This window comes from Enterobacter sp. JUb54 (assembly GCF_014298075.1).
Lineage (GTDB): Bacteria > Pseudomonadota > Gammaproteobacteria > Enterobacterales > Enterobacteriaceae > Klebsiella > Klebsiella lignicola.
The window spans coordinates 1,160,937-1,180,647 of the sequence record NZ_CP060418.1; the positions used below are offsets into that span (position 1 = coordinate 1,160,937).

At 57.3% G+C, this 19,711-nt stretch carries 13 protein-coding genes; 8 read left to right on the top strand and 5 right to left on the bottom strand.

Going from position 1 to position 19,711, the window contains the following annotated elements:
• Positions 1-11: 11 nt before the first annotated feature.
• Positions 12-1,646: a mechanosensitive ion channel family protein gene (locus tag HF679_RS05315; protein ID WP_123754533.1), complete on the bottom strand. Its 1,635-nt coding sequence runs from the start codon at positions 1,644-1,646 to the stop codon at positions 12-14.
• 262 nt (positions 1,647-1,908) lie between these two features.
• On the opposite strand from HF679_RS05315, the gene HF679_RS05320 reads away from it, so the two are divergent.
• From HF679_RS05320 to HF679_RS05330, 3 genes are read left to right on the top strand one after another with little or no spacing between them, the layout of a single operon-like run.
• A complete protein-coding gene (locus HF679_RS05320) occupies positions 1,909-2,364 on the top strand; it encodes a MarR family transcriptional regulator (protein WP_123754532.1) in 456 nt (151 codons plus the stop codon).
• Between the two features lie 22 nt (positions 2,365-2,386).
• Positions 2,387-3,565: an efflux RND transporter periplasmic adaptor subunit gene (locus HF679_RS05325; protein ID WP_187042683.1), complete on the top strand. Its 1,179-nt coding sequence runs from the start codon at positions 2,387-2,389 to the stop codon at positions 3,563-3,565.
• A 10-nt stretch (positions 3,566-3,575) separates the two neighbouring features.
• Positions 3,576-5,111 (top strand): DHA2 family efflux MFS transporter permease subunit, encoded by a 1,536-nt coding sequence (locus tag HF679_RS05330; protein WP_123754530.1) that lies wholly within the window; start codon positions 3,576-3,578, stop codon positions 5,109-5,111.
• 73 nt (positions 5,112-5,184) lie between these two features.
• Here HF679_RS05330 and fumA read toward each other — a convergent pair whose 3' ends face one another.
• Positions 5,185-6,834 (bottom strand): class I fumarate hydratase FumA, encoded by a 1,650-nt coding sequence (gene fumA, locus HF679_RS05335; RefSeq protein WP_187042684.1) that lies wholly within the window; start codon positions 6,832-6,834, stop codon positions 5,185-5,187.
• A 54-nt stretch (positions 6,835-6,888) separates the two neighbouring features.
• Positions 6,889-8,400: an anion permease gene (locus HF679_RS05340; RefSeq protein WP_123754528.1), complete on the bottom strand. Its 1,512-nt coding sequence runs from the start codon at positions 8,398-8,400 to the stop codon at positions 6,889-6,891.
• 638 nt (positions 8,401-9,038) lie between these two features.
• On the opposite strand from HF679_RS05340, the gene HF679_RS05345 reads away from it, so the two are divergent.
• The gene (locus HF679_RS05345) at positions 9,039-11,816 is read left to right on the top strand and encodes a flavocytochrome c (protein ID WP_187042685.1); all 2,778 of its coding nucleotides are present in this window, start codon (positions 9,039-9,041) and stop codon (positions 11,814-11,816) included.
• 84 nt (positions 11,817-11,900) lie between these two features.
• Positions 11,901-12,854, top strand: a complete 954-nt coding sequence (locus tag HF679_RS05350) for an FAD:protein FMN transferase (protein ID WP_123754526.1) — start codon at positions 11,901-11,903, stop codon at positions 12,852-12,854.
• On the opposite strand, the gene dcuR is transcribed toward HF679_RS05350, so the two are convergent.
• On the bottom strand, positions 12,835-13,554 hold the full coding sequence (gene dcuR, locus HF679_RS05355) for a two-component system response regulator DcuR (RefSeq protein WP_174509328.1): 720 nt from the start codon (positions 13,552-13,554) through the stop codon (positions 12,835-12,837). The two genes, HF679_RS05350 and dcuR, sit on opposite strands and share 20 nt — an antisense overlap.
• Positions 13,551-15,170: a sensor histidine kinase gene (locus tag HF679_RS05360; protein WP_154143891.1), complete on the bottom strand. Its 1,620-nt coding sequence runs from the start codon at positions 15,168-15,170 to the stop codon at positions 13,551-13,553. The genes dcuR and HF679_RS05360 overlap by 4 nt, the downstream gene beginning before the upstream one ends.
• 174 nt (positions 15,171-15,344) lie before the next feature.
• Here HF679_RS05360 and HF679_RS05365 point away from each other — a divergent pair, with 174 nt between their 5' ends.
• The 3 genes from HF679_RS05365 (at position 15,345) to HF679_RS05375 (ending at position 19,624) form a co-directional block, all read left to right on the top strand.
• Entirely contained in the window at positions 15,345-16,265 is a 921-nt protein-coding gene (locus tag HF679_RS05365) for an N-acetylmuramic acid 6-phosphate etherase (RefSeq protein WP_123754523.1), read from the top strand.
• Between the two features lie 307 nt (positions 16,266-16,572).
• Positions 16,573-18,231 (top strand): malate dehydrogenase (quinone), encoded by a 1,659-nt coding sequence (gene mqo / locus HF679_RS05370; RefSeq protein ID WP_123754522.1) that lies wholly within the window; start codon positions 16,573-16,575, stop codon positions 18,229-18,231.
• 196 nt (positions 18,232-18,427) lie between these two features.
• Positions 18,428-19,624 (top strand): multidrug effflux MFS transporter, encoded by a 1,197-nt coding sequence (locus HF679_RS05375; protein WP_154143890.1) that lies wholly within the window; start codon positions 18,428-18,430, stop codon positions 19,622-19,624.
• Positions 19,625-19,711 lie beyond the last annotated feature (87 nt).

Consider the following 19,711-nt stretch of genomic DNA (forward strand, 5'->3'; position numbering starts at 1 on the left):
CAGCAATGACGTTACACTGATTTCACATCATCTTGCTGCGGCGCCAGCGCCGGTTCGGCATACCAGTCCTCTTTCGCCACCACCACCGATCCCTTCGGCTGCATCACAAAGTTCGGCGACATGATCTGGACGCCAAATTCATTGAAAACATCCTGAATATTGCTGTGCAGCGCGGTACGGGCGTCGGACAGCGAGGTTTCCGCCAGCAGCCTGACCTGCAGCTCGTAGGAGACATACCAGTCCATCAGGCCCAACTGGCGAACCAGCGGCGGCTGGCGATGGTCGATGCCCGGCGCACGGTGTGCCGCCAGCTCGAGCATGGCCTGCACCTGACGCCACGGGGTGTCATAGCCGATGGTCACGCCGGTGGTGAGGTTGATCCCGTTGCCGCCGGTGTCGTTGTTTGGCACGCTGAGATTGGTGATTTTACCGCTGACGACCACCGCATTTGGCACCGTCACCACGTAGTTTTCCCGGGTGATGATTTTGGTGGCCAGCATGCCGATTTCGCTGACTTTACCCTCGTTATCGGCAATGCGGATGACATCTCCTTTGTGCAACGCGCGGGAGTAAATCAGCACCAGCCCGCTCATGGCGTGGTTCATGACGCCGGCGGAACCGAGGGTTAACATCAGGCCGAAGAAGACGCTGATCCCTTTAAACGCCAGCGAGTTGGCGCCGGGAAGGAACGGATAGGCCGCCGACAGGGCGAAGAGCCATATCATCACCGAGATCAGCTTGCGGGTGGCGCCGACGGTTTCCGGATGCAGGCCGGGAATGTGCAGGCGTCCGGCCTCCACCTGGCTCAGCAGCAGTTTGACCAGGCGGATAAAGAACCAGGTGATCAACAGGATAATCAGCACGATCATCAGGCCTGGCAGGGCGGAGGCGATGGACAGCGCGATCTCCTGCAGGACGCCCACCGACCAGTCACCGAGCGATTCACTCCACACCCGGGTCCACGGAAACAGGCCAAACGCCCAGCTCAGCCAGGCGTACAGCGCCAGGATGCCCAGCAGAATCATCAGCAGGGCATACAGTTTGGTTTCGATATTGCCAAGGAAACGTCGCCAGCTTTGCGGGATCCAGCTGCGCTTTTCAAGGATCCGCAGATGAAAGAAGCGGCGCACCCGGCGCCAGGAACGCCAGGCCGCGTAGTAGATCGCGGCCAGCACCAGGGTGCCAACAAGAACCTTCACGACAGCCAGTGCCAGATAGGTTTTGTTGTACTGTTCACGCAGCGAGCTGCGCTGTGCCTCCATTCTGGCCAGTACGCGCTGCGCCGCCTGGTCAAGGGTCAGGTCATCACCTTCATCAAGATCCGCCTGGCTCAGCATCATAATCGGCTTGCCGTTCATCAGAAACAAACGGCCCGGCTGGTTATAACGCGTGACCGGAACCATCTGTAACGGCTGGTTAATATCGGCTTCGGTGAAGGCCCGCAGCATATTGCGGATCCGCAGCACGCGCTCTTCGGGGGTAGTCTGCCCGAAAGTGGCCTGCAGCATCACAATCGGCTGGTGGAAGATTTTGACCGTACGGGCATCTTCGCGCGGAGTGGGCTGTTGGCGGGGTTCTGCCGCCGACAGCGGGAAGGCCAGGCACAGCGAAAGCCATGCCAACAATAATACCGATATCCTGTTCATATGCTGCACCCAAAAATAAGAAATTATTGTTATTTTTCAGTCGCTCAACGCGACACGCTGAGCAGACTCTGATTTGAGCATAGACCAGCGATAAGCGAATACAAGCGCCGACAGAAAAGGGAGCTCAGGGGGCGGTTATTGCGCCTGGTGACGCGATCCGTGCAGGGGCGGGCTGACAAAATGTGCGATCTTCTTGACGTTACGTTGACAAATGATTGCCTGGTCAGTAGTTTCATTTGTAATTACTGACCAGGCAAATATCATGAGTAATCATCCGGGTATTATTAACAATAAATTTCACTTAGGTTTGCTCATTCATCTGGCAAACCAGTTCAAAGACCAGCTGATAAATCAGCACTTCTCCGGCATGGATATTACCGCCGCGCAGTTCAAGGTCCTGATCAGTATCTACAAAGGCTTCAACAGCCCGGTTGAGATCAGCAAAAACCTGGTGATGGACGCCGGCGCCATGAGCCGGATGGTCGATCGCATGGTCAAGCGCGATCTCATCAGCCGGAGCGTAAACCTGCAGGATAAACGCCAGGTCATTCTGGCCTTGACCGACAAAGGGCTGCTCATCTGCGAGCGCTTTGTCAATGAAGCGCTGGTGTCGATCATCAGCGACCTCACCGCCCGACTGACTCCCGATGAATCCCGCCAGCTGGTCGCGCTAATGACAAAAATGCTGCCGGACGAGATCGTCGCCCCTCATCGCTAATGAATTAAAAAGGTCCAGACAGATGGAAACCACCCCTGCACAACAGGCCGAGCGCGGCAGTAAGCGCAAACGCAACTTTATTATTTTACTCATTATTCTGCTGCTGGCGGCAGGAGGAAGCCTGGCGTGGTATCTGCTGTATGCCCGTTACTATGAGTCCACCGATGATGCCTATGTTAATGGCAACCAGGTGACGCTGACGCCGCAGATTGGCGGGACCGTCACCCAGGTAACGGTAGACGAAGGCGACTTCGTGGAAAAAGGCCAGCCGCTGGTGCTGCTCGACCCGAGTGATACCGCCATTGCGCTGCAGCAGGCCGAGGCCAATCTGGCCAATACGGTACGCCAGGTGCGCGGGCTGTACAGCACCGCCGATAACTACCGGGCGCAGGTGGCGGCGAAAAAAGTGGCTCTGCAGACGGCGCAAAACGACTACGCGCGTCGGCAGAAAATCTTCCAGAGCGGGGCGATTGCCGCCGAGGACCTGTCGCACTACCGCGATGCGGTCACCAGCGCGCAGAGCGATCTGTTGGCTGCGCAGGAGGCCTTGCGTACCAATATCGCGATGGTCGATGACACCGTTATCGACAGCCATCCGGAAATTAAAAGCGCGGTGGCTACGCTGCGTCAGCGCTATCTGGAGAATTCGCGCAGCACCATTGTTGCTCCCGTCAGCGGCTATGTGGCGAAGCGGGCGGTGCAGCTCGGGATGCGCGTCGATTCGGGCACCACGCTGATGGCTATCGTGCCGCTGAATGAAGTCTGGGTCGATGCCAACTTCAAAGAGAGCCAGATGAACGCGATGCGTCTGGGGCAGAAGGTGACCCTCAGCGCCGATCTGTACGGCGATGACGTGACCTATCACGGCACCATTGAAAGCCTGGGGATTGGTACCGGTAGCGCCTTCTCGCTGCTGCCGGCGCAGAACGCCAGCGGGAACTGGATCAAAATCGTCCAGCGTCTGCCGGTGCGCATCACCCTCGATCCTCATGATATGCAGAAACACCCGCTGCGGGTGGGCTTGTCGATGAACGTCAGCGTTGATATTCGCGATGACGCAGGGCATCTGCTGCCGCAACAAACCGTTAGCACCCCGCGTTTCACCACGGATGTGTATCAAAACCCGCTGGAAGAAGCGGACCAACTGGTGGCTAAGATCCTTCATGACAACAGCAAAACGGTAGCCGCAGGCACCCGTTAAGAGAGACGTTATGCAAGATAAGGCCGCCTTTACACCGCCCAATATGTGGCTGGCGGTGCTCGCGCTGTCGCTGGCCACCTTTATGCAGGTGCTGGATTCCACCATCGCCAACGTGGCGTTGCCGACCATTGCCGGTAACCTTGGCGTCAGCGCCGATCAGGGCACCTGGGTCATCACCTCGTTTGCGGTGTGCAACGCCATTGCGCTGCCGCTGACCGGTTGGTTTACGCGCCGTTTCGGCCAGCTAAAGCTGTTTCTCGGCTCGGTGATGATGTTCACTCTGACCTCGTTTCTGTGCGGCTTCGCCCACAGCATGACCGAGCTGATTATTTTCCGGGCGCTGCAGGGCTTCTTTGCCGGGCCGATGTTCCCGATGTGCCAGACGTTGCTGCTGGTGATTTTTCCGCCGAGCAAACGCAGTATGGCGCTGGCGCTGCTGTCTATGGTCACGGTGGTGGCGCCGATTGTCGGGCCGATCACCGGCGGCTGGATCACCGATAACTACTCCTGGCCGTGGATCTTCTATATCAACGTGCCCATCGGTATCTTCGCCACCATTGTGGTCTGGACCCAGCTGCGGGCACGCGAAGAGACCACCAGCCATGCCCCAATCGATTACATCGGTATCGGGCTGCTGGTGCTGGGGGTTGGTCTGCTGCAGGTGGTGCTGGATAAGGGCAACGATCTCGACTGGTTCGCGTCTTCGCACATCATTGTCATGTCGACGATTTCGGCTATCTCGCTGGTCTCCTTCGTGATTTGGGAGCTGGGGGAGCGCCACCCGATCGTGAACCTGCGCCTGTTTAAAGACCGCAACTTCGCCGTCGGGACTCTGGCGCTGACTCTCGGGTACGCCGCTTTCTTTGCGATCAACATTATTCTGCCGCAGTGGCTGCAAACGCAGATGGGCTACACGGCGATTTGGGCCGGTCTGGCGGCGGCGCCGATGGGGATCCTGCCGCTGATGATGACCCCGATTATTGGCCGCTACGCCAACAAGTTCGATCTGCGGATTCTGGCTTCGCTGTCATTTTTGACCATGGGAGCATCCTGTCTGATCCGCGCGCAGTTCAATACCGATGTTGATTTCCGCACCATTGCCGAAGTGCAGCTGTTTATGGGGATCGGCGTGGCGTTTTTCTTTATGCCGATTACCACTATCGTGCTGTCGAACCTCAACGGCGCACAAGTGGCGGAAGGGTCCGGTCTGGCGACGTTTTTCCGCGTGCTGGGCGGCTCTTTTGCCTCGTCACTGACCACCTGGATCTGGTCGCGGCGCGAGGTGTTTCACCATGCCAACCTGACCGAGAGCGTGTCGATCTATAATCCGGGAGCGGTGGAGTATGTTGAAAAAATGGGCGGGGCGACGCAGCAGCATATGGCGCTGATTGATAAAACTATTGAGCAGCAGGCCTACATGATGTCGACCATCGACTATTTCTGGGTGTTGGGCTGGGGCTTTATGGCGTTGATTGCGGTGATCTGGTTCGCGCGTCCGCCGTTTAGCCGTGCCGGAGCGCCTGGGGCACCGTCTGCCGGTCATTAACCGCGAAGTCACCAGGTTAAGGGGAAGATGACCATCTTCCCCTTAATTCCCGCATTAAGACGAATTAACGCCGTTAGCGCTGTGCGCAACCCGCGCACTGTTTGTTCTGAATCTGCTGGAAGAAGTCGTTACCTTTGTCATCCACCAGGATGAACGCCGGGAAGTTTTCTACTTCAATTTTCCAGATAGCTTCCATGCCCAGTTCCGGGTAGGCCACGCACTCGAGGCTCTTAATACTCTGCTGCGCCAGTACGGCCGCCGGGCCGCCGATGCTGCCGAGGTAGAAACCGCCGTGCTGGTGGCAGGCATCGGTCACCTGCTGGCTGCGGTTGCCTTTCGCCAGCATTACCATGCTGGCGCCGTGAGACTGCAGCAGGTCGACGTAGGAATCCATCCGTCCTGCGGTGGTCGGGCCGAGAGAACCGGAAGCATATCCTTCCGGGGTTTTGGCCGGGCCAGCGTAGTAGATCGGGTGGTCTTTAACGTACTGCGGCAGCGCTTCGCCGTTATCCAGCAGCTCTTTCAACCTGGCATGCGCCATATCGCGCGCCACGATAATCGTCCCGTTGAGGGTCAGACGGGTGGAGACCGGATGGGCAGAAAGCTGAGCCAGAATGTCGCTCATCGGCTGATTGAGATTAATACTGACGACCTTGCCTTCACCTTGCTCGCGCAATGCTTCCGGAATGTACTGGCCCGGATTGCTCTCCAGTTTTTCAATCCAGATGCCGTCGCGGTTGATTTTCGCTTTGATATTACGGTCTGCGGAGCAGGAGACGCCCATGCCGACCGGGCAGGAGGCGCCGTGACGCGGCAGGCGGATCACCCGGATATCGTGGGCGAAGTATTTGCCGCCGAACTGCGCACCGAGGCCAAGATTCTGCGCTTCCAGCAACAGCTCTTGCTCCAGCTTAACGTCGCGGAACGCCTGACCGTGTTCGTTCCCTTCGGTCGGCAGGCCGTCGTAGTAGCGGGTCGAGGCCAGCTTGACGGTTTTCAGGGTCGATTCCGCTGAGGTTCCGCCAATCACGAAGGCGATATGGTACGGCGGGCAGGCGGCGGTACCCAGGGTGCGCATCTTCTCAACCAGGTAGTTTTTCAGCTTCGCCGGGGTGATCAGCGCTTTGGTTTCCTGATACAGATAGGTTTTATTGGCAGAGCCGCCGCCTTTCGCCATGCACAGGAACTTATACTCATCGCCGTCAACGCTGTAGAGGTCGATCTGCGCCGGCAGGTTGGTGCCGGTATTAACCTCTTTGTACATATCCAGTGCGGCATTCTGCGAGTAGCGCAGGTTATCTTCGGTATAGGTGTTGTACACGCCGCGGGCCAGCGCCGCTTCGTCACCGCCGCCGGTCCATACGCGCTGACCTTTTTTACCCATGATGATCGCGGTACCGGTATCCTGGCAGGTTGGCAGCACGCCTTTAGCGGCGATTTCCGAGTTGCGCAGGAACTGCAGGGCGACGTATTTATCGTTTTCGCTGGCCTGCGGGTCGAGCAGGATCGCCGCGACCTGGCGCTGGTGGGAAACGCGCAGCATAAAGGCCGCGTCATGGAACGCCTGCTGGGCCAGCAGGGTTAAGGCTTCAGGTTCAACCTTGAGGATCTGTTGGCCTTCAAATTCGGCCAGTGAAACATGCTCTTTGCTCAGCAGATAATAGTCAGTGTCATCTTTCGCCAGCGGAAAGGCTTCCTGATAAACAAACGGTTTAGTCGACATTGCGTAGCTCCCTAAGAGTAAAACCGCCGGAGGTGAGCCCCCGGCGGTTATGAATCAGAACATCATGGACATCCACGGATAGCCAATCAGCAGCAGGGCGGCCAGGAAGATGGCGCCGAAGATGGTGCCGAGGCGCCAGTAATCTTTGGTCGGCAGATAGCCGCTGCCGTAGTAAATCGGGCTTGGGCCAGTACCGTACGGGGTGATGATACCCATCACACCCAACGAGGTGACCATCAGCAGGACAAACACCTGCATGTTCATGCCCGGAATAGTGGAGGCGATAGTCAGCATCGCCGGCAGCAGTGCCGTGGTGTGGGCAGTGGTACTGGCAAACAGGTAGTGCAGCAGGTAGAACGCCAGCAGCAGTACAATCGTTGCCACCCCCGGCGAGATGCCGCTCATCAGCGCGCCGCCTTCTTTACCCAGCCAGGCGATAAACCCGGTAGAGGAGAGGCCGTCCGCCAGCGCCACCAGGGTGGCGAACCATACGAAGGTGTTCCACGCGGCTTTGTTATTGGTGATATCGCTCCAGGCCAGCACCCCGGTCCACAGCATCAGTACAATCACCAGCAGGGCGGCCAGCGCCGGTTCAATCCACTCGGCGGCGAAGATCCACATCGCCAGCGCGAAGCAGACGAACACCAGCAGCAGGATCTCATTGCGCGACAGTTTGCCCAGTTTTTCCAGTTCACGAGCGGCCCACAGCGGGACTTCGTTGTTGATTTTGACTTCTGGTGGGTAGAACCAGTAGGCCAGCAGCGGCATGGTCAGAATCAGCAGGATCCCCAGCGGCAGGAAGGCGATAAACCAGGTGCCCCAGGAGATATTGATGCCGACGATGCTTTTGACCAACGCCAGAGCCAGCAGGTTTGGTGCCAGCGCGGACAGGAACATCGAGCTGGTGATACAGGCGGCGGTGATCGCCACCCACATCAGATAGGAGCCGATGCGGCGGGCGCTGGGGTCATTCGGTTTTGAACCATACAGCGGCGGCAGGTTCGCGATGATCGGGTAGATAGTCCCGCCGCTACGCGCGGTGTTGGACGGAGTAAACGGTGCCAGCAGCAGGTCTGCGAAGGTAATGGCATAACCCAGCGTCAGGCTGCGACGGCCGAGATATTTCACCAGGATCAGCGCCAGACGGCGGCCAAACTGGGTTTTATCGTAGCCCGCAGCGAACATAAAGGCGCCGAAAATCAGCCATACCGTCGAGTTACCAAAGCCGCTCACTGCCCATTTAAACGAGGCGCCGGCGAGTTTGAATTTCGGGTCGGCCAGCTGCTCCGGGGCGAACAGCAACCACTGGCTGCACAGGGCGATAACCACCACCCCGGTAATCCCAATCACTGCCCCTGGCAGCGGTTCAAAGATCAGGCCGACGATAACGCCGACGAAGATAGCAAAGTAATGCCAGGCATACGGGGGTAACCCCTCAGGCACGGGAACGAACAGCAGAAGGACTGCAACAATAATGGGCAGGGCCATCATCAGCAGACGGTTTTTATTTGCCGCTTTCGGACTGGCGGCACCGGCAGGCGGTATAGTTGTCTGTTTCTCTTTCATAATGAGTATCTGCGAGTAGTTGAAAATACGGTTTAGTCACGCCATAACCATTGCTTTCTTTAATTTCAAAAGTTTCTTTAGTTATTAATTGTTGATTCTGGTTTGGCTGCTGACGGTTATTTAACGCGTTTTGTTGGGCGTTAAATTTAATTTGTTGGTTATTTATATATTGCGCTTTGGCGTGGCGTTGCAATTGATCGAGATCAATAAATGCTGTCTTATGAGCTGTTTTTTTATTTTCATAATAACCCTTATGGGTGAGGTGTTTATTTGTTTAAAATAACGCTTAATGTTAATTTTTTGCAGATGGCAAAAACGAGCGACACCGATTACCTGTTTATAATTATATGATTTTATTGTAATTTAAATTGTTTGTGATGTGTTCTTATTTTTAACAAACGTGTCCATTGTGTTATAGGTTTTCTGTTTTTTGTGAATGTAATATTTGCAATTAATAATACAATGGAGGTAGTGATGTTATTCGGGGTATTAAATAGTTTTTTAACTAACGTAATTAGTTTGGTAACTAAAAATAGCGTTATATTATTAGCATGACAACAGGAATTAAAAAAACAGAACCAAAAACAATTCCGTCACCCAATTCTGAATTATCAATATTTAAGATCTGGAGTGTTAATATGACCAGTAACTCACGTATATTGCGTCCTTTTACCTTACCGAACGGCACTGAACTGAAAAACCGTTTGCTAATGGCACCGATGACAACCTGTACCGGCTATTTTGACGGCAGCGTCACCAGCGAACTGGTGGAGTACTATCGTGCGCGTGCCGGCAGCATCGGGACCATTATCGTTGAGTGCTGCTTTATCGATAACTACGGCCTGGCTTTCCCGGGCGCGATTGGTATCGACAGCGATGAGAAAATCGCCGGCCTGGCTAAAATTGCGCAGGCCATCCAGGCTGAAGGGTCAAAAGCGATTCTGCAGATCTATCACGGCGGGCGCATGGTCGACCCGCAGCTGATTGGCGGTCGTCAGCCGGTGGCGCCAAGCGCGCTGGCCGCACCACGTGAAGGCGCCGCAATGCCGCGTGCGCTGAGCGCAGACGAAGTCACCGGCATGATCGGCAAGTTTGGTGACGGCGTGCGTCGGGCAATTCTGGCCGGTTTTGATGGTGTGGAAATCCACGGCGCCAACACCTACCTGATTCAGCAATTCTATTCCCCGAACTCCAACCAGCGCGATGACGAGTGGGGCGGCAGCCGCGACAATCGCGCCCGTTTCCCGCTGGCGGTGCTCGATATCACCCGCAAAATGGCCAGCCAGTACGCCGACGACGCCTTTATTATTGGCTATCGCTTCTCGCCGGAAGAGCTTGAAGAGCCGGGCATCCGTTTTGACGACACCATGTATCTGCTGGAGAAGCTGGCGGCACGCGGTCTCGACTATCTGCACTTCTCGGTAGGGGCGTCGCTGCGTCCGTCTATCGTCGACACCAGCGACCCAACGCCGCTGATTGAAAAATACTGCGCGCTGCGCTCTGCAACCCTGGCGCAGATCCCGGTGATGGGAGTGGGCGGCGTGGTCAACGCGGCTGACGCCGAGCAGGGGCTGGATCACGGCTACGATCTGATCGCCGTGGGCCGCGCCTGCATCGCCTATCCGGACTGGGCGGCGCGGATTGCCGCCGACGAAAACCTCGAACTGTTTATCGACAGCACCCAGCGTGAAGCCCTCCATATTCCGGAACCGCTGTGGCGTTTCTCGCTGGTGGAAGCGATGATCCGCGATATGAGCATGGGAGACGCGAAATTTAAACCGGGCCTGTTCGTTGAAACCGTTCAGGACGATGCGAACGAGCTGGTGATCAACGTCAGCCTCGAAAACGACCGCATTGCCGATATTGCCCTGGCCGCCGGTCCGACGCAGACCGTTGAGTTCACCACCAGTTTCGAAGAGATCCGTGAACGCATTCTGACCGCCAATACCCCGCACGTAGACGCCATTTCCGGCGCCACCAGCCAGAGCGAAGCGGTGAAAAAAGCGGTATCGAAAGCGATGCTGAAATCCAGCAAAGCGCTGGCGCTGGAAGAAGGCGGTGAGGATCTGACCCCGAAAAGCTACGACGTGGTGGTCGTGGGCAGCGGCGGCGCCGGTCTGGCCGCGGCGATTCAGGCGCACGATGAAGGCGCCAGAGTGCTGATCGTCGAAAAAATGCCGACCATCGGCGGGAATACCATCAAGGCTTCTGCCGGGATGAACGCTGCCGAGACCCGTTTCCAGCGGGTGAAAGGGATTGAAGACAGCAAAGAGCTGTTCTACCAGGAAACCTTAAAAGGCGGTCAGAACAAAAATAACCCGCAGCTGCTGCGTCGCTTTGTTGAAAACGCCCCGGAAGCCATCGAATGGCTGGCCCGTCGCGGGATTATGCTCAACGATATCACCACCACCGGCGGCATGAGCATCGACCGTACCCACCGTCCGCGTGACGGATCGGCGGTCGGCGGCTATCTGATCAGCGGCCTGGTGCGCAACATCAATAAACGCGGCATCGACGTGATGCTCGACACCGCGGTGGAAGAGATTCTGATGGATGGCCAGCAGGTCAGCGGCGTACGTCTGCTCAATGATGAGCAGGAGAACATCGTGGTGCAGACCCGCAGCATCGTGGTCGCCACCGGCGGCTTCAGCGCCAACAGCGCGATGGTGGTGAAATACCGCCCGGATCTCGCCGGCTTTGTCACCACCAACCACAAAGGGGCGACCGGCGGCGGTATCGCGCTGCTGGAGCGTATCGGTGCCGGTACCGTGGATATGGGCGAAATTCAGATTCACCCGACCGTTGAGCAGAACACCTCGTACCTGATTTCCGAATCCATTCGCGGCGGCGGGGCGATTCTGGTCAATCAGCAGGGCAACCGCTTCTTCAACGAAATGTCGACCCGCGATAAAGTCTCCGCCGCGATCATAGCGCTGCCGGAACACTACGCCTACATTGTCTTCGACGAACATGTCCGGGCCAAAAACAAAGCGGCCGACGAATATATCGCCAAAGGGCTGGTGACCAGCGCCAGCTCGCCGCGTGAACTGGCGGAGAAACTGGGGATGGATTACCATGCCTTCCTCGCCACCCTTGAGCGCTACAATGGTTATGTTGAACAGCAGCATGATCAGGAGTTTGGCCGGACCACCGCCCTGCGTGCGCCGGTTAACGAAGGGCCGTTCCACGCGATCCGTATCGCACCAGGGGTCCACCACACCATGGGCGGCGTGACCATTAACACCGACACCGCGGTACTGGACAGCGCGCATCAGCCGATTGCCGGCGCCTATGCGGCCGGTGAAGTGGTTGGCGGCATTCACGGTGGCAACCGCATCGGCGGCAACGCCGTGGCTGATATCATTATCTTTGGCACCCTGGCGGGCCACCAGGCGGCAAAACGCGCCAGAGGCTAACGCTCAGTGATGACAGGCCGGGTTCGCCCGGCATTTTCCCCCGGCGGCGCGCTGCCTGCCGGGTGACACAGAGGAGCTGCAACCATGTCAGGTGACCCGCGTATCTATAGCTACTCCGCCGTGCTGATGGGCTCTCCCATCCTGCTGAAACTCTTTTCCCACGATGAAGCCCTGGCCTCCCGCACTTTCCAGCTGATTAAACACTACGAAGATCTGTTCACCGTTAACCGCGCGTCGTCGCAGGTGATGGCGATTAACCATGCCGCCGGTCGTCAGCCGGTCAGCGTCAGCCGCCCGGTTTACCAGCTGATTAAATGCGCCAAAGCCGCCAGCATGGTGCAGGAGAGTGCGTTTAATCTGGCGATCGGTCCGCTGGTGAAGCTATGGCGGATTGGCTTTCAGGGCGATCGCGTGCCGGCGGCGGACGATATCGCAGCCCGGCTGCCGCTGACCCGCCCGCAGGATGTGATCCTTGATGATGCGGCAGGTAGCGTGTTTCTCGCCCGGCACGGCATGGAGATTGACCTTGGCGCGATTGCCAAGGGCTATATCGCCGACCGCGTTCGCGACGATCTGCAGCGACAGGGCGTGCGCGCGGCGCTGATTAATCTCGGCGGCAATGTGCACACCCTCGGCGAATGGTCGATTGGCCTGAAAAAGCCGTTTGCCCCGGCCGATACGCTGGTCGGCAGCCTCGACGTCAACGGTCAATCGGTGGTGACTTCCGGGACCTATGAGCGCTACTTCGAGCAGGACGGGCGCCGCTGGCACCATATTCTTGACCCGCGCAGCGGCTACCCGCTGGATAACGAACTGGAGAGCGTGACGATCATTTCGGACGACTCGCTCGACGGCGATATCTGGACCACCTTGATCTACGGCCTCGGGGTCGAGAAAGGCTGCGCGGCGCTGCGTCACCGTGACGATATCGAGGCGATTTTCGTCACCAAAAATCGCGAGGTGATCCTCTCATCGCAGCGCCGTTTTCGTTTCCACCTGCTGGACGATGGCTACCGGCTTATTGACTGTACTGCTTGAGCAGACTGTACTGCTCGGCCACCAACCGATAACGGTAGACCGGACGCCCGGTGGCGCCGTAGTGAATGCTGGTAAACAGAATATTTATCTGCGCCAGCCAGATCAGGTACTTCCGGCAGGAGACGCGGGAAATATTGACCGCCACCGCCAGCTCATCGGTTGAAAACTCGGTGCCCGGATGGGCGTCAATCCACTGACACAGCGTGCGCAGCGTCTGGGCGGTCAGGCCCTTCGGCAGTTTCCGCGCGTCGCTGGCTTCCGGCGTGCTGCCGTGCAGCAGGCGGTCCACATCGGCCTGTTCATAATAGGGCTGTCCGGTCATCAGTTTGCGTTTTTCACGCCATGCGGTGAGGGCCTCTTCAAAACGCGGGAACTGGAACGGTTTGATCAGATAATCGACCACTCCGTAATGCATCGAGGTCTGCACGGTGGCGGCATCGGCGGCGGAGGTAATCATGATCACGTCGATAGGGCGGCCGGAAGCCCGAATGGTCGGCAGCAGATCCAGCCCGCTGTCGTGCTGCATGTAGACGTCCAGCAGCACCAGATCGATCTCCAGTTCGCTATCGTTAACCATCTCCTGGGCTTTACTCAGCGTAGACGCCGTGCCACAGCAACGGAAGCCGGAAATTCTCGCCACATACAGGCGGTTCAGTTCGGCGACCATGGCATCATCGTCAACAATTAATACATTTATCACGTACGTTTCCTTTTACTATCCCAGGGAAGATGAACAAAAAATTGGGTAAACACGCCAGGTTCTGACTCGACGGCAAGCGTACCGCCCAGCTCACGTAACTGCTGGCTGGCGAGAAACAGGCCGACGCCGCGGTTCTCACCCTTGGTAGAAAATCCTTTGTTAAAGATGGCGTCAATATTCGCGGCCGGGATCCCCGGACCGTCGTCGCTCACTTCGCCACTTAACCAGCCGTTCTGATAGTGCAGCAACAGGCCCACTTCGCCCTCGCTCTGGCCGCTCATGGCGTCCAGCGCATTCTCAATGAGATTCCCCAGCACCGTGACCAGGACGGTGACCTGTTTTTCATTGGGGCAATCGGGCACCAGGCTCTCTTCCGCCAGATGCAGGCTGAAGCCGCGCTCTTTCGCGCGCTGAATTTTACCAATCAAAAAGCCTGCCACCACCGGTGATTTGATGCGGTGCTGAATTTCACCGATGTCCGCCTGATAAGTATGGGCGGTTTGCAGCACATATTCCTCCAGTTTGCCGTAGCTCTTCATATTGAGCAGGCCGAGGATCACATGCAGCTTATTCATAAATTCGTGGGACGTGGTGCGCAGCGCATCGACATAGTTCACCATCCCGTCGAGACGCTGCACCAGCTGGCTCATCTCGGTTTTATCGCGGAAGGTGCTGATGGCGCCGACGATGGCATTCTGACTGCGTACCGGCACGGTGTTGCTGATCAACAGCAGGCCGTTGCAACCCAGCTCGCGGTCATAAATCGGCTCGCCGGTTTTCAGCACCGCCTGCAGATCGGCCAGCAGCGGGGTATGATCGATCGCCTGGTCCGGGCCACTCAACAGGATCTTGCTGGCGGCGGGGTTGATCAGGTTGACCTGTCCTTCCGCATCGACCGCCACCACACCTTCTTTGAGCGAATGGAGCATCGCCTGGCGTTGCTGGAACTGGGTGGAGATCTCATGCGGTTCGAGCCCCAGCAGCACCCGCTTAAGACCGCGCACCAGGCTCCAGGTGCCAATTCCGCACACCAGGGCGCTGAACAGTACGGTCAGCAGGACGTCCCAGCGGCCGCGGGCAATCTGCTCATCCACTTTGCTAAGCGAAATGCCGACCACCACCACGCCGATTTGCTGCCGTTGGTCGTTGAATACCGGCGTAAACACACGTAGCGCCTGCGCCAGCACGCCATGGTTGATGGCGACGTTCTCTTTGCCGGCAAAGGCGGGCTGAATATCCTCGCCGATAAAACGTTTGCCGATAAGCTGCGGGTTAGGGTGCGAATAGCGCACGCCGTGCATATCGGTCACCACGGCATACAGCAGGTCATTACGCTGGGTGATCGCCAGCGCCAGGGGCTGGATCAGCGCGCGCTCCGGCGACTGGCTCAGGGCCTGCTTCACTTCCGGCATGTCGGAGAAGGTCCGCGCGACCGCCAGCGCCGTGTCTTTAACTCCGTCGCGGGTGGTGTCGCTGATCTGGATAAACCACAGAGCGTAAACCAGCAGCAGTACCGAACCGATGACGCTGCTGACCATCAGCGATACGGCGGTACTTAGTTTCATTCTCATCAGGCGTTTACGCACGGGTGGTATCTGGGCCGCTGAATCCTTCATGACATCCCCTGAAATAATCGGCAAGCACCTATTATCGCTGAAGGTAATCATTTCTTAAAGCAATGTAAAAAAGCCAAAAGCGGGGCGAAAGAACCGTGAAGCGTGACCCCACTCGCAGGACATTGTGGTAAATATCCTTATAGTGAATGTGGAGTTTTTTAAAAGGAGGTTTTTATGAGCAGTAAGCCAACCGCTTCAATGATGGAACGATGCCATCCCGAAACCCACCAGATAGACCGTCTCGCCACCCTGGATATGCTGACGATGTTGCATAAGGACGATCGGCAGATTGCCGACGCCATCGGGGCCTGTTTGCCGGAGATTGCCCGTCTGGTCGATAATGCCGCAGCCGCATTGAGCCGCGGAGGCCGGCTGGTGGTGGTGGGCGCCGGGTCATCCGGGCGCGCGGCATTGCAGATGGTCAGCGAGTTTGCCCCGGACGAGAAACATGCGCTGGTGGGGCTTATCGCCGGGGGGCCGGTGGCCGCGCTGCAGGAGATGGAAACCGCCGCGAACGATTATAATCTCGGTGCGCTGGAGTTACAGGCTATCGAGTTCAGCAGCAACGACATGCTGCTGGCATTGACGGTCAGCGGGCAAACCCCGTGGGTGTGGGGGGCGATGCGTCATGCCTGGTCCCTTGGCGCGCCTATCGCCGTGCTGACCCAACAGCAGAATAGTGAAGCCGCCCAGCTGGCGGATATCATTATTGCCCCGCAAACCGGGCCGGAAGCGGTGGCGGGGTATGGCAACCCGAAAGCGCAACTGGCGCAACGGCAGATCCTCGCGATGTTAGCCACCGGGCTGGCGATCCGTTCTGGCCGGGTCTACGGCAACCTGCGGGTAGACCTGCAGGCCTCCAGTCCACGCTGGGCCGAGCGGCAGATTGCCATCGTGATGACCGCGACTGGCTGTTCGCGTAGCGAGGCCAAAGCCGCGCTGGCAAGCTGTAACCAGCACTGCCGGACGGCCATCCTGATGGTGATGACCGGGCTTGACGCCTGGCAGGCGCGGGACCTGCTGGCGGAAAATAACGACCGTCTGCGCCTCGCGCTCCAGCAAAGCCAGGCCGCGACGCTGAGCCCTGCCAGTTAATCGACGCTGGCCCACCTGAACCACGTCAATCGATCCCGGCGCGCTGAAGATAGCGCGCCGTTATTATTTGTAGGGATATTCGATATTAGTAATTAAAGAAAGTGCTGGCGCTGGCTTATTTTCTTTGTTTATCCGCCGGTTTTATTTTTCTGCATCGGTTGTCAGGCGATATTTACTTTTTTAAGTTAAAAAAGTATTTATTGTAAATTGATTAACTGTGCGGAAAATGTAAATGATATTTTAAAATATAATAGAAATGCGTTAACATGTTTGCACTTATTTCATTATGCTATGCGATAATTCTATTATGCCTGCAATTAAAAAAACGATTTTAACGATGACCGCTCTGGCGATGTTCGTCAGTTCCGCCTCTCACGCCAATACCGAATCCGCGCAAAAAACTGATTTCCTGCTGATTGGCGGCGGTATTATGAGCGCCTCTCTGGGAACCTGGCTGCAGGAATTACAGCCGGACTGGAAACAGGTGATGGTAGAGAAGCTGGACGGCGTCGCATTAGAATCGTCGAACGGCTGGAACAACGCCGGTACCGGCCACTCGGCGAATATGGAGCTGAACTACACTCCGGAGCGCCCGGACGGTTCGATTGATGTCAGCAAAGCGCTGGATATCAACGAGCAGTTTATGATCTCCCGCCAGTTCTGGACCGCCCAGGTCAAACGCGGCATTATGCACGACCCGCATACCTTTATTAATTCAACCCCGCATATGAGTTTCGTCTGGGGCGATAATGTGGACTACCTGCAAAAACGTTATAACGCATTGCAGCAAACCACGTTATTCCAGGGAATGAAATTCTCCACCGATCACGCGCAAATTAAACAATGGGCGCCGCTGGTAATGGAAGGGCGTGACCCGCAGCAAAAAGTGGCGGCTACCTGGACGCCGGTCGGTACCGATGTGAACTACGGCGAAATTACCCGCCAGCTGATCGGTAGCCTGAAGAAAAATAGTAATTTCACGCTGCAGACCTCTGCTGAAGTCACCGAATTTAAACGTAATGCCGATAATTCCTGGCATGTGACCATTAAAAACGTCAATAGCGGCGAAGAGCAGGCGATTGATGCGAAATATGTGTTTATCGGTGCCGGCGGCGGCGCGCTGAAATTACTGCAAAAAACCGGTATTGCGGAAGCGGATAACTACGCAGGCTTCCCGGTGGGCGGCTCATTCCTGATGACCGAAAACCCGGCGGTCACCAGGCAGCACCTCGAGAAAGTGTACGGTCAGGCTTCCGTTGGCGCACCGCCGATGTCGGTTCCGCACCTGGACGCCCGTTACATTGATGGTAAGCGCGTCGTACTGTTTGGGCCATTTGCCACCTTCTCGACCAAGTTCCTCAAAAACGGTTCGTTTATGGACCTGCTGAGCACCACCACCACCGAGAACGTGCTGCCGATGACCCACGTGGGCCTCGACAACTTCGACCTGGTGAAATACCTGGTTAGCCAGGTGATGCTCAACGACGACGATCGTTTCGCCGCGCTGAAAGAGTACTACCCGGATGCCCGCAAAGAAGACTGGAAACTGATCCAGGCCGGTCAACGTGTGCAGATCATCAAGAAAGACGCCGATAAGGGCGGGGTGCTGAAGCTGGGTACCGAAGTGGTGGTCGATCAGCAGAAAACCATCTCCGCGCTGCTGGGCGCATCGCCGGGTGCTTCTACCGCAGCACCGATCACCCTCAACGTGATTAAGCAGATGTTCCCGGAGCAGTTTGCCTCCCCGCAGTGGCAGAGCCGTATTCATGCCATCGTGCCGAGCTACGGTCAGAAGCTGAATGACAATGCCGCGCTGACCCAGCAGGTGTGGGATGACACCGCCGCGACGCTGCAACTGGAGAAACCGCCGGTTATCGATATGAGCAAGCACGCTCCGGCCGCAACCAGCGCCCAGCCTGCTGAACCGGCCCGCGCCGAGTCTGCTCAGCACGATATGGCGCTGTAATCTGACAGCAGATTATCGTTAATACCCTCAGGCCAGCCGGTTAACCCCGACTGGCCTTTTTTTATATCTTGTGGGCACCGCGCGATTCATGAATGGTGTTCATAAGCTTGATACGCCAGCGGGGGATTATCGGTCGGCACTTTACCGATAACATAGCAGTTACTTGATCGCACGCTCCCCTCGACGGATATCACTCATGACTTTGCCGCACAAACAGGCCGCCAGCGGGCCGCTGTTTATTTTGATTTTAAGCGGGCTGATGGCGTTTACCTCCCTGTCCACCGACATCTATCTGCCGGCCATGCCGCTGATGGCGGCGGAACTGCAGGGCGATGCCGAACTGACCATCACCGGTTTTCTGATAGGTTTTGCCCTTGCCCAGCTCGTGTGGGGGCCGATCAGCGATCGCCTTGGCCGCCGTACGCCGCTGCTGATTGGCATGGTGCTGTTTATTATTGGTTCCGCCGGCTGCGCGCTTTCGACCAGCATCGATCAGATCATCTTCTGGCGGGTATTTCAGGCCCTCGGCGCCTGCACCGGGCCGATGCTGGCGCGGGCGATGGTGCGCGATCTGTTTGCTCGTACCCGCGCCGCGCAGATGCTCTCAACTCTGACCATCGTGATGGCGATTGCGCCGATTATCGGGCCGCTGATGGGCGGGCAGATGATTAAAGTCACCAGCTGGCATGCCATCTTCTGGCTGCTGGTGGTGATTGGCCTGCTGATGTTACTGGCATTGCGCTGGTTGCCGGAAACGCTGCCGCCGGAGCGTCGTCAGCAGGGATCGCCGTTGAAAGCCTTCCATCACTACGGGCTGCTGCTGAAAAATCGTATTTTTATGCGCTATACCCTCAGCCTGACCAGCTATTACGTCGCCGCTTACGCTTTTATTACCGGTTCGCCCGATGTCTATATCCGCTATTTCGGCGTGGCGCCTCAGCACTATGGCTGGCTGTTCGCGGTGAATATTCTCGGCGTGATGGCGCTGAGCATGGTGAACCGCCGACTGGTCCAGCGTCATCCGCTGGGTCATCTGCTCAAAGCGGCGCTGATCGTTGCCACCCTGGCGACGGTTGTGCTGGCGCTGAGCGTCAGAATGGATCTGACGGGAATTGCCGGGATAGTGGCCTGCGTGTTCGTCTTTTTCTCAATGAACGGGGTGATCGCCGCGACCTCCACCGCCGCGGCGCTGGACGAAGCCGGGGCGTTCGCCGGTTCCGCATCGGCCTTTATCGGCTCGTTGCAGTACGGCAGCGGGATAATCTCATCGCTGCTGCTGGCGTGGCTGAACGACGGCACGCCGTGGACCATGGCGTGGATCATGGCGGCGTTCACGCTGCTCAGCCTGCTGCTGGCCTGGACGCGCGCCGCGCCGCGGGTTGAGGAGGCCTGAGGATCGAACAGGGTCACGCGCGACGTGTTTTTGGCAAAACAGGGCCGGATCCGCAAACCGTCGTCTCCCTCGCCGCCGTTTGCGCTT

Coding starts and splice junctions, on each gene's coding strand:
- HF679_RS05365 (WP_123754523.1), top strand. CDS start 15,345: ATGAGCAGTAAGCCAACCGCTTCAATGATGGAACGATGCCATCCCGAA.
- HF679_RS05315 (WP_123754533.1), bottom strand. CDS start 1,646: ATGAACAGGATATCGGTATTATTGTTGGCATGGCTTTCGCTGTGCCTG.
- HF679_RS05360 (WP_154143891.1), bottom strand. CDS start 15,170: ATGAAGGATTCAGCGGCCCAGATACCACCCGTGCGTAAACGCCTGATG.
- HF679_RS05375 (WP_154143890.1), top strand. CDS start 18,428: ATGACTTTGCCGCACAAACAGGCCGCCAGCGGGCCGCTGTTTATTTTG.
- HF679_RS05325 (WP_187042683.1), top strand. CDS start 2,387: ATGGAAACCACCCCTGCACAACAGGCCGAGCGCGGCAGTAAGCGCAAA.
- HF679_RS05340 (WP_123754528.1), bottom strand. CDS start 8,400: ATGAAAGAGAAACAGACAACTATACCGCCTGCCGGTGCCGCCAGTCCG.
- HF679_RS05345 (WP_187042685.1), top strand. CDS start 9,039: ATGACCAGTAACTCACGTATATTGCGTCCTTTTACCTTACCGAACGGC.
- HF679_RS05350 (WP_123754526.1), top strand. CDS start 11,901: ATGTCAGGTGACCCGCGTATCTATAGCTACTCCGCCGTGCTGATGGGC.
- HF679_RS05320 (WP_123754532.1), top strand. CDS start 1,909: ATGAGTAATCATCCGGGTATTATTAACAATAAATTTCACTTAGGTTTG.
- fumA (WP_187042684.1), bottom strand. CDS start 6,834: ATGTCGACTAAACCGTTTGTTTATCAGGAAGCCTTTCCGCTGGCGAAA.
- mqo (WP_123754522.1), top strand. CDS start 16,573: ATGCCTGCAATTAAAAAAACGATTTTAACGATGACCGCTCTGGCGATG.
- HF679_RS05330 (WP_123754530.1), top strand. CDS start 3,576: ATGCAAGATAAGGCCGCCTTTACACCGCCCAATATGTGGCTGGCGGTG.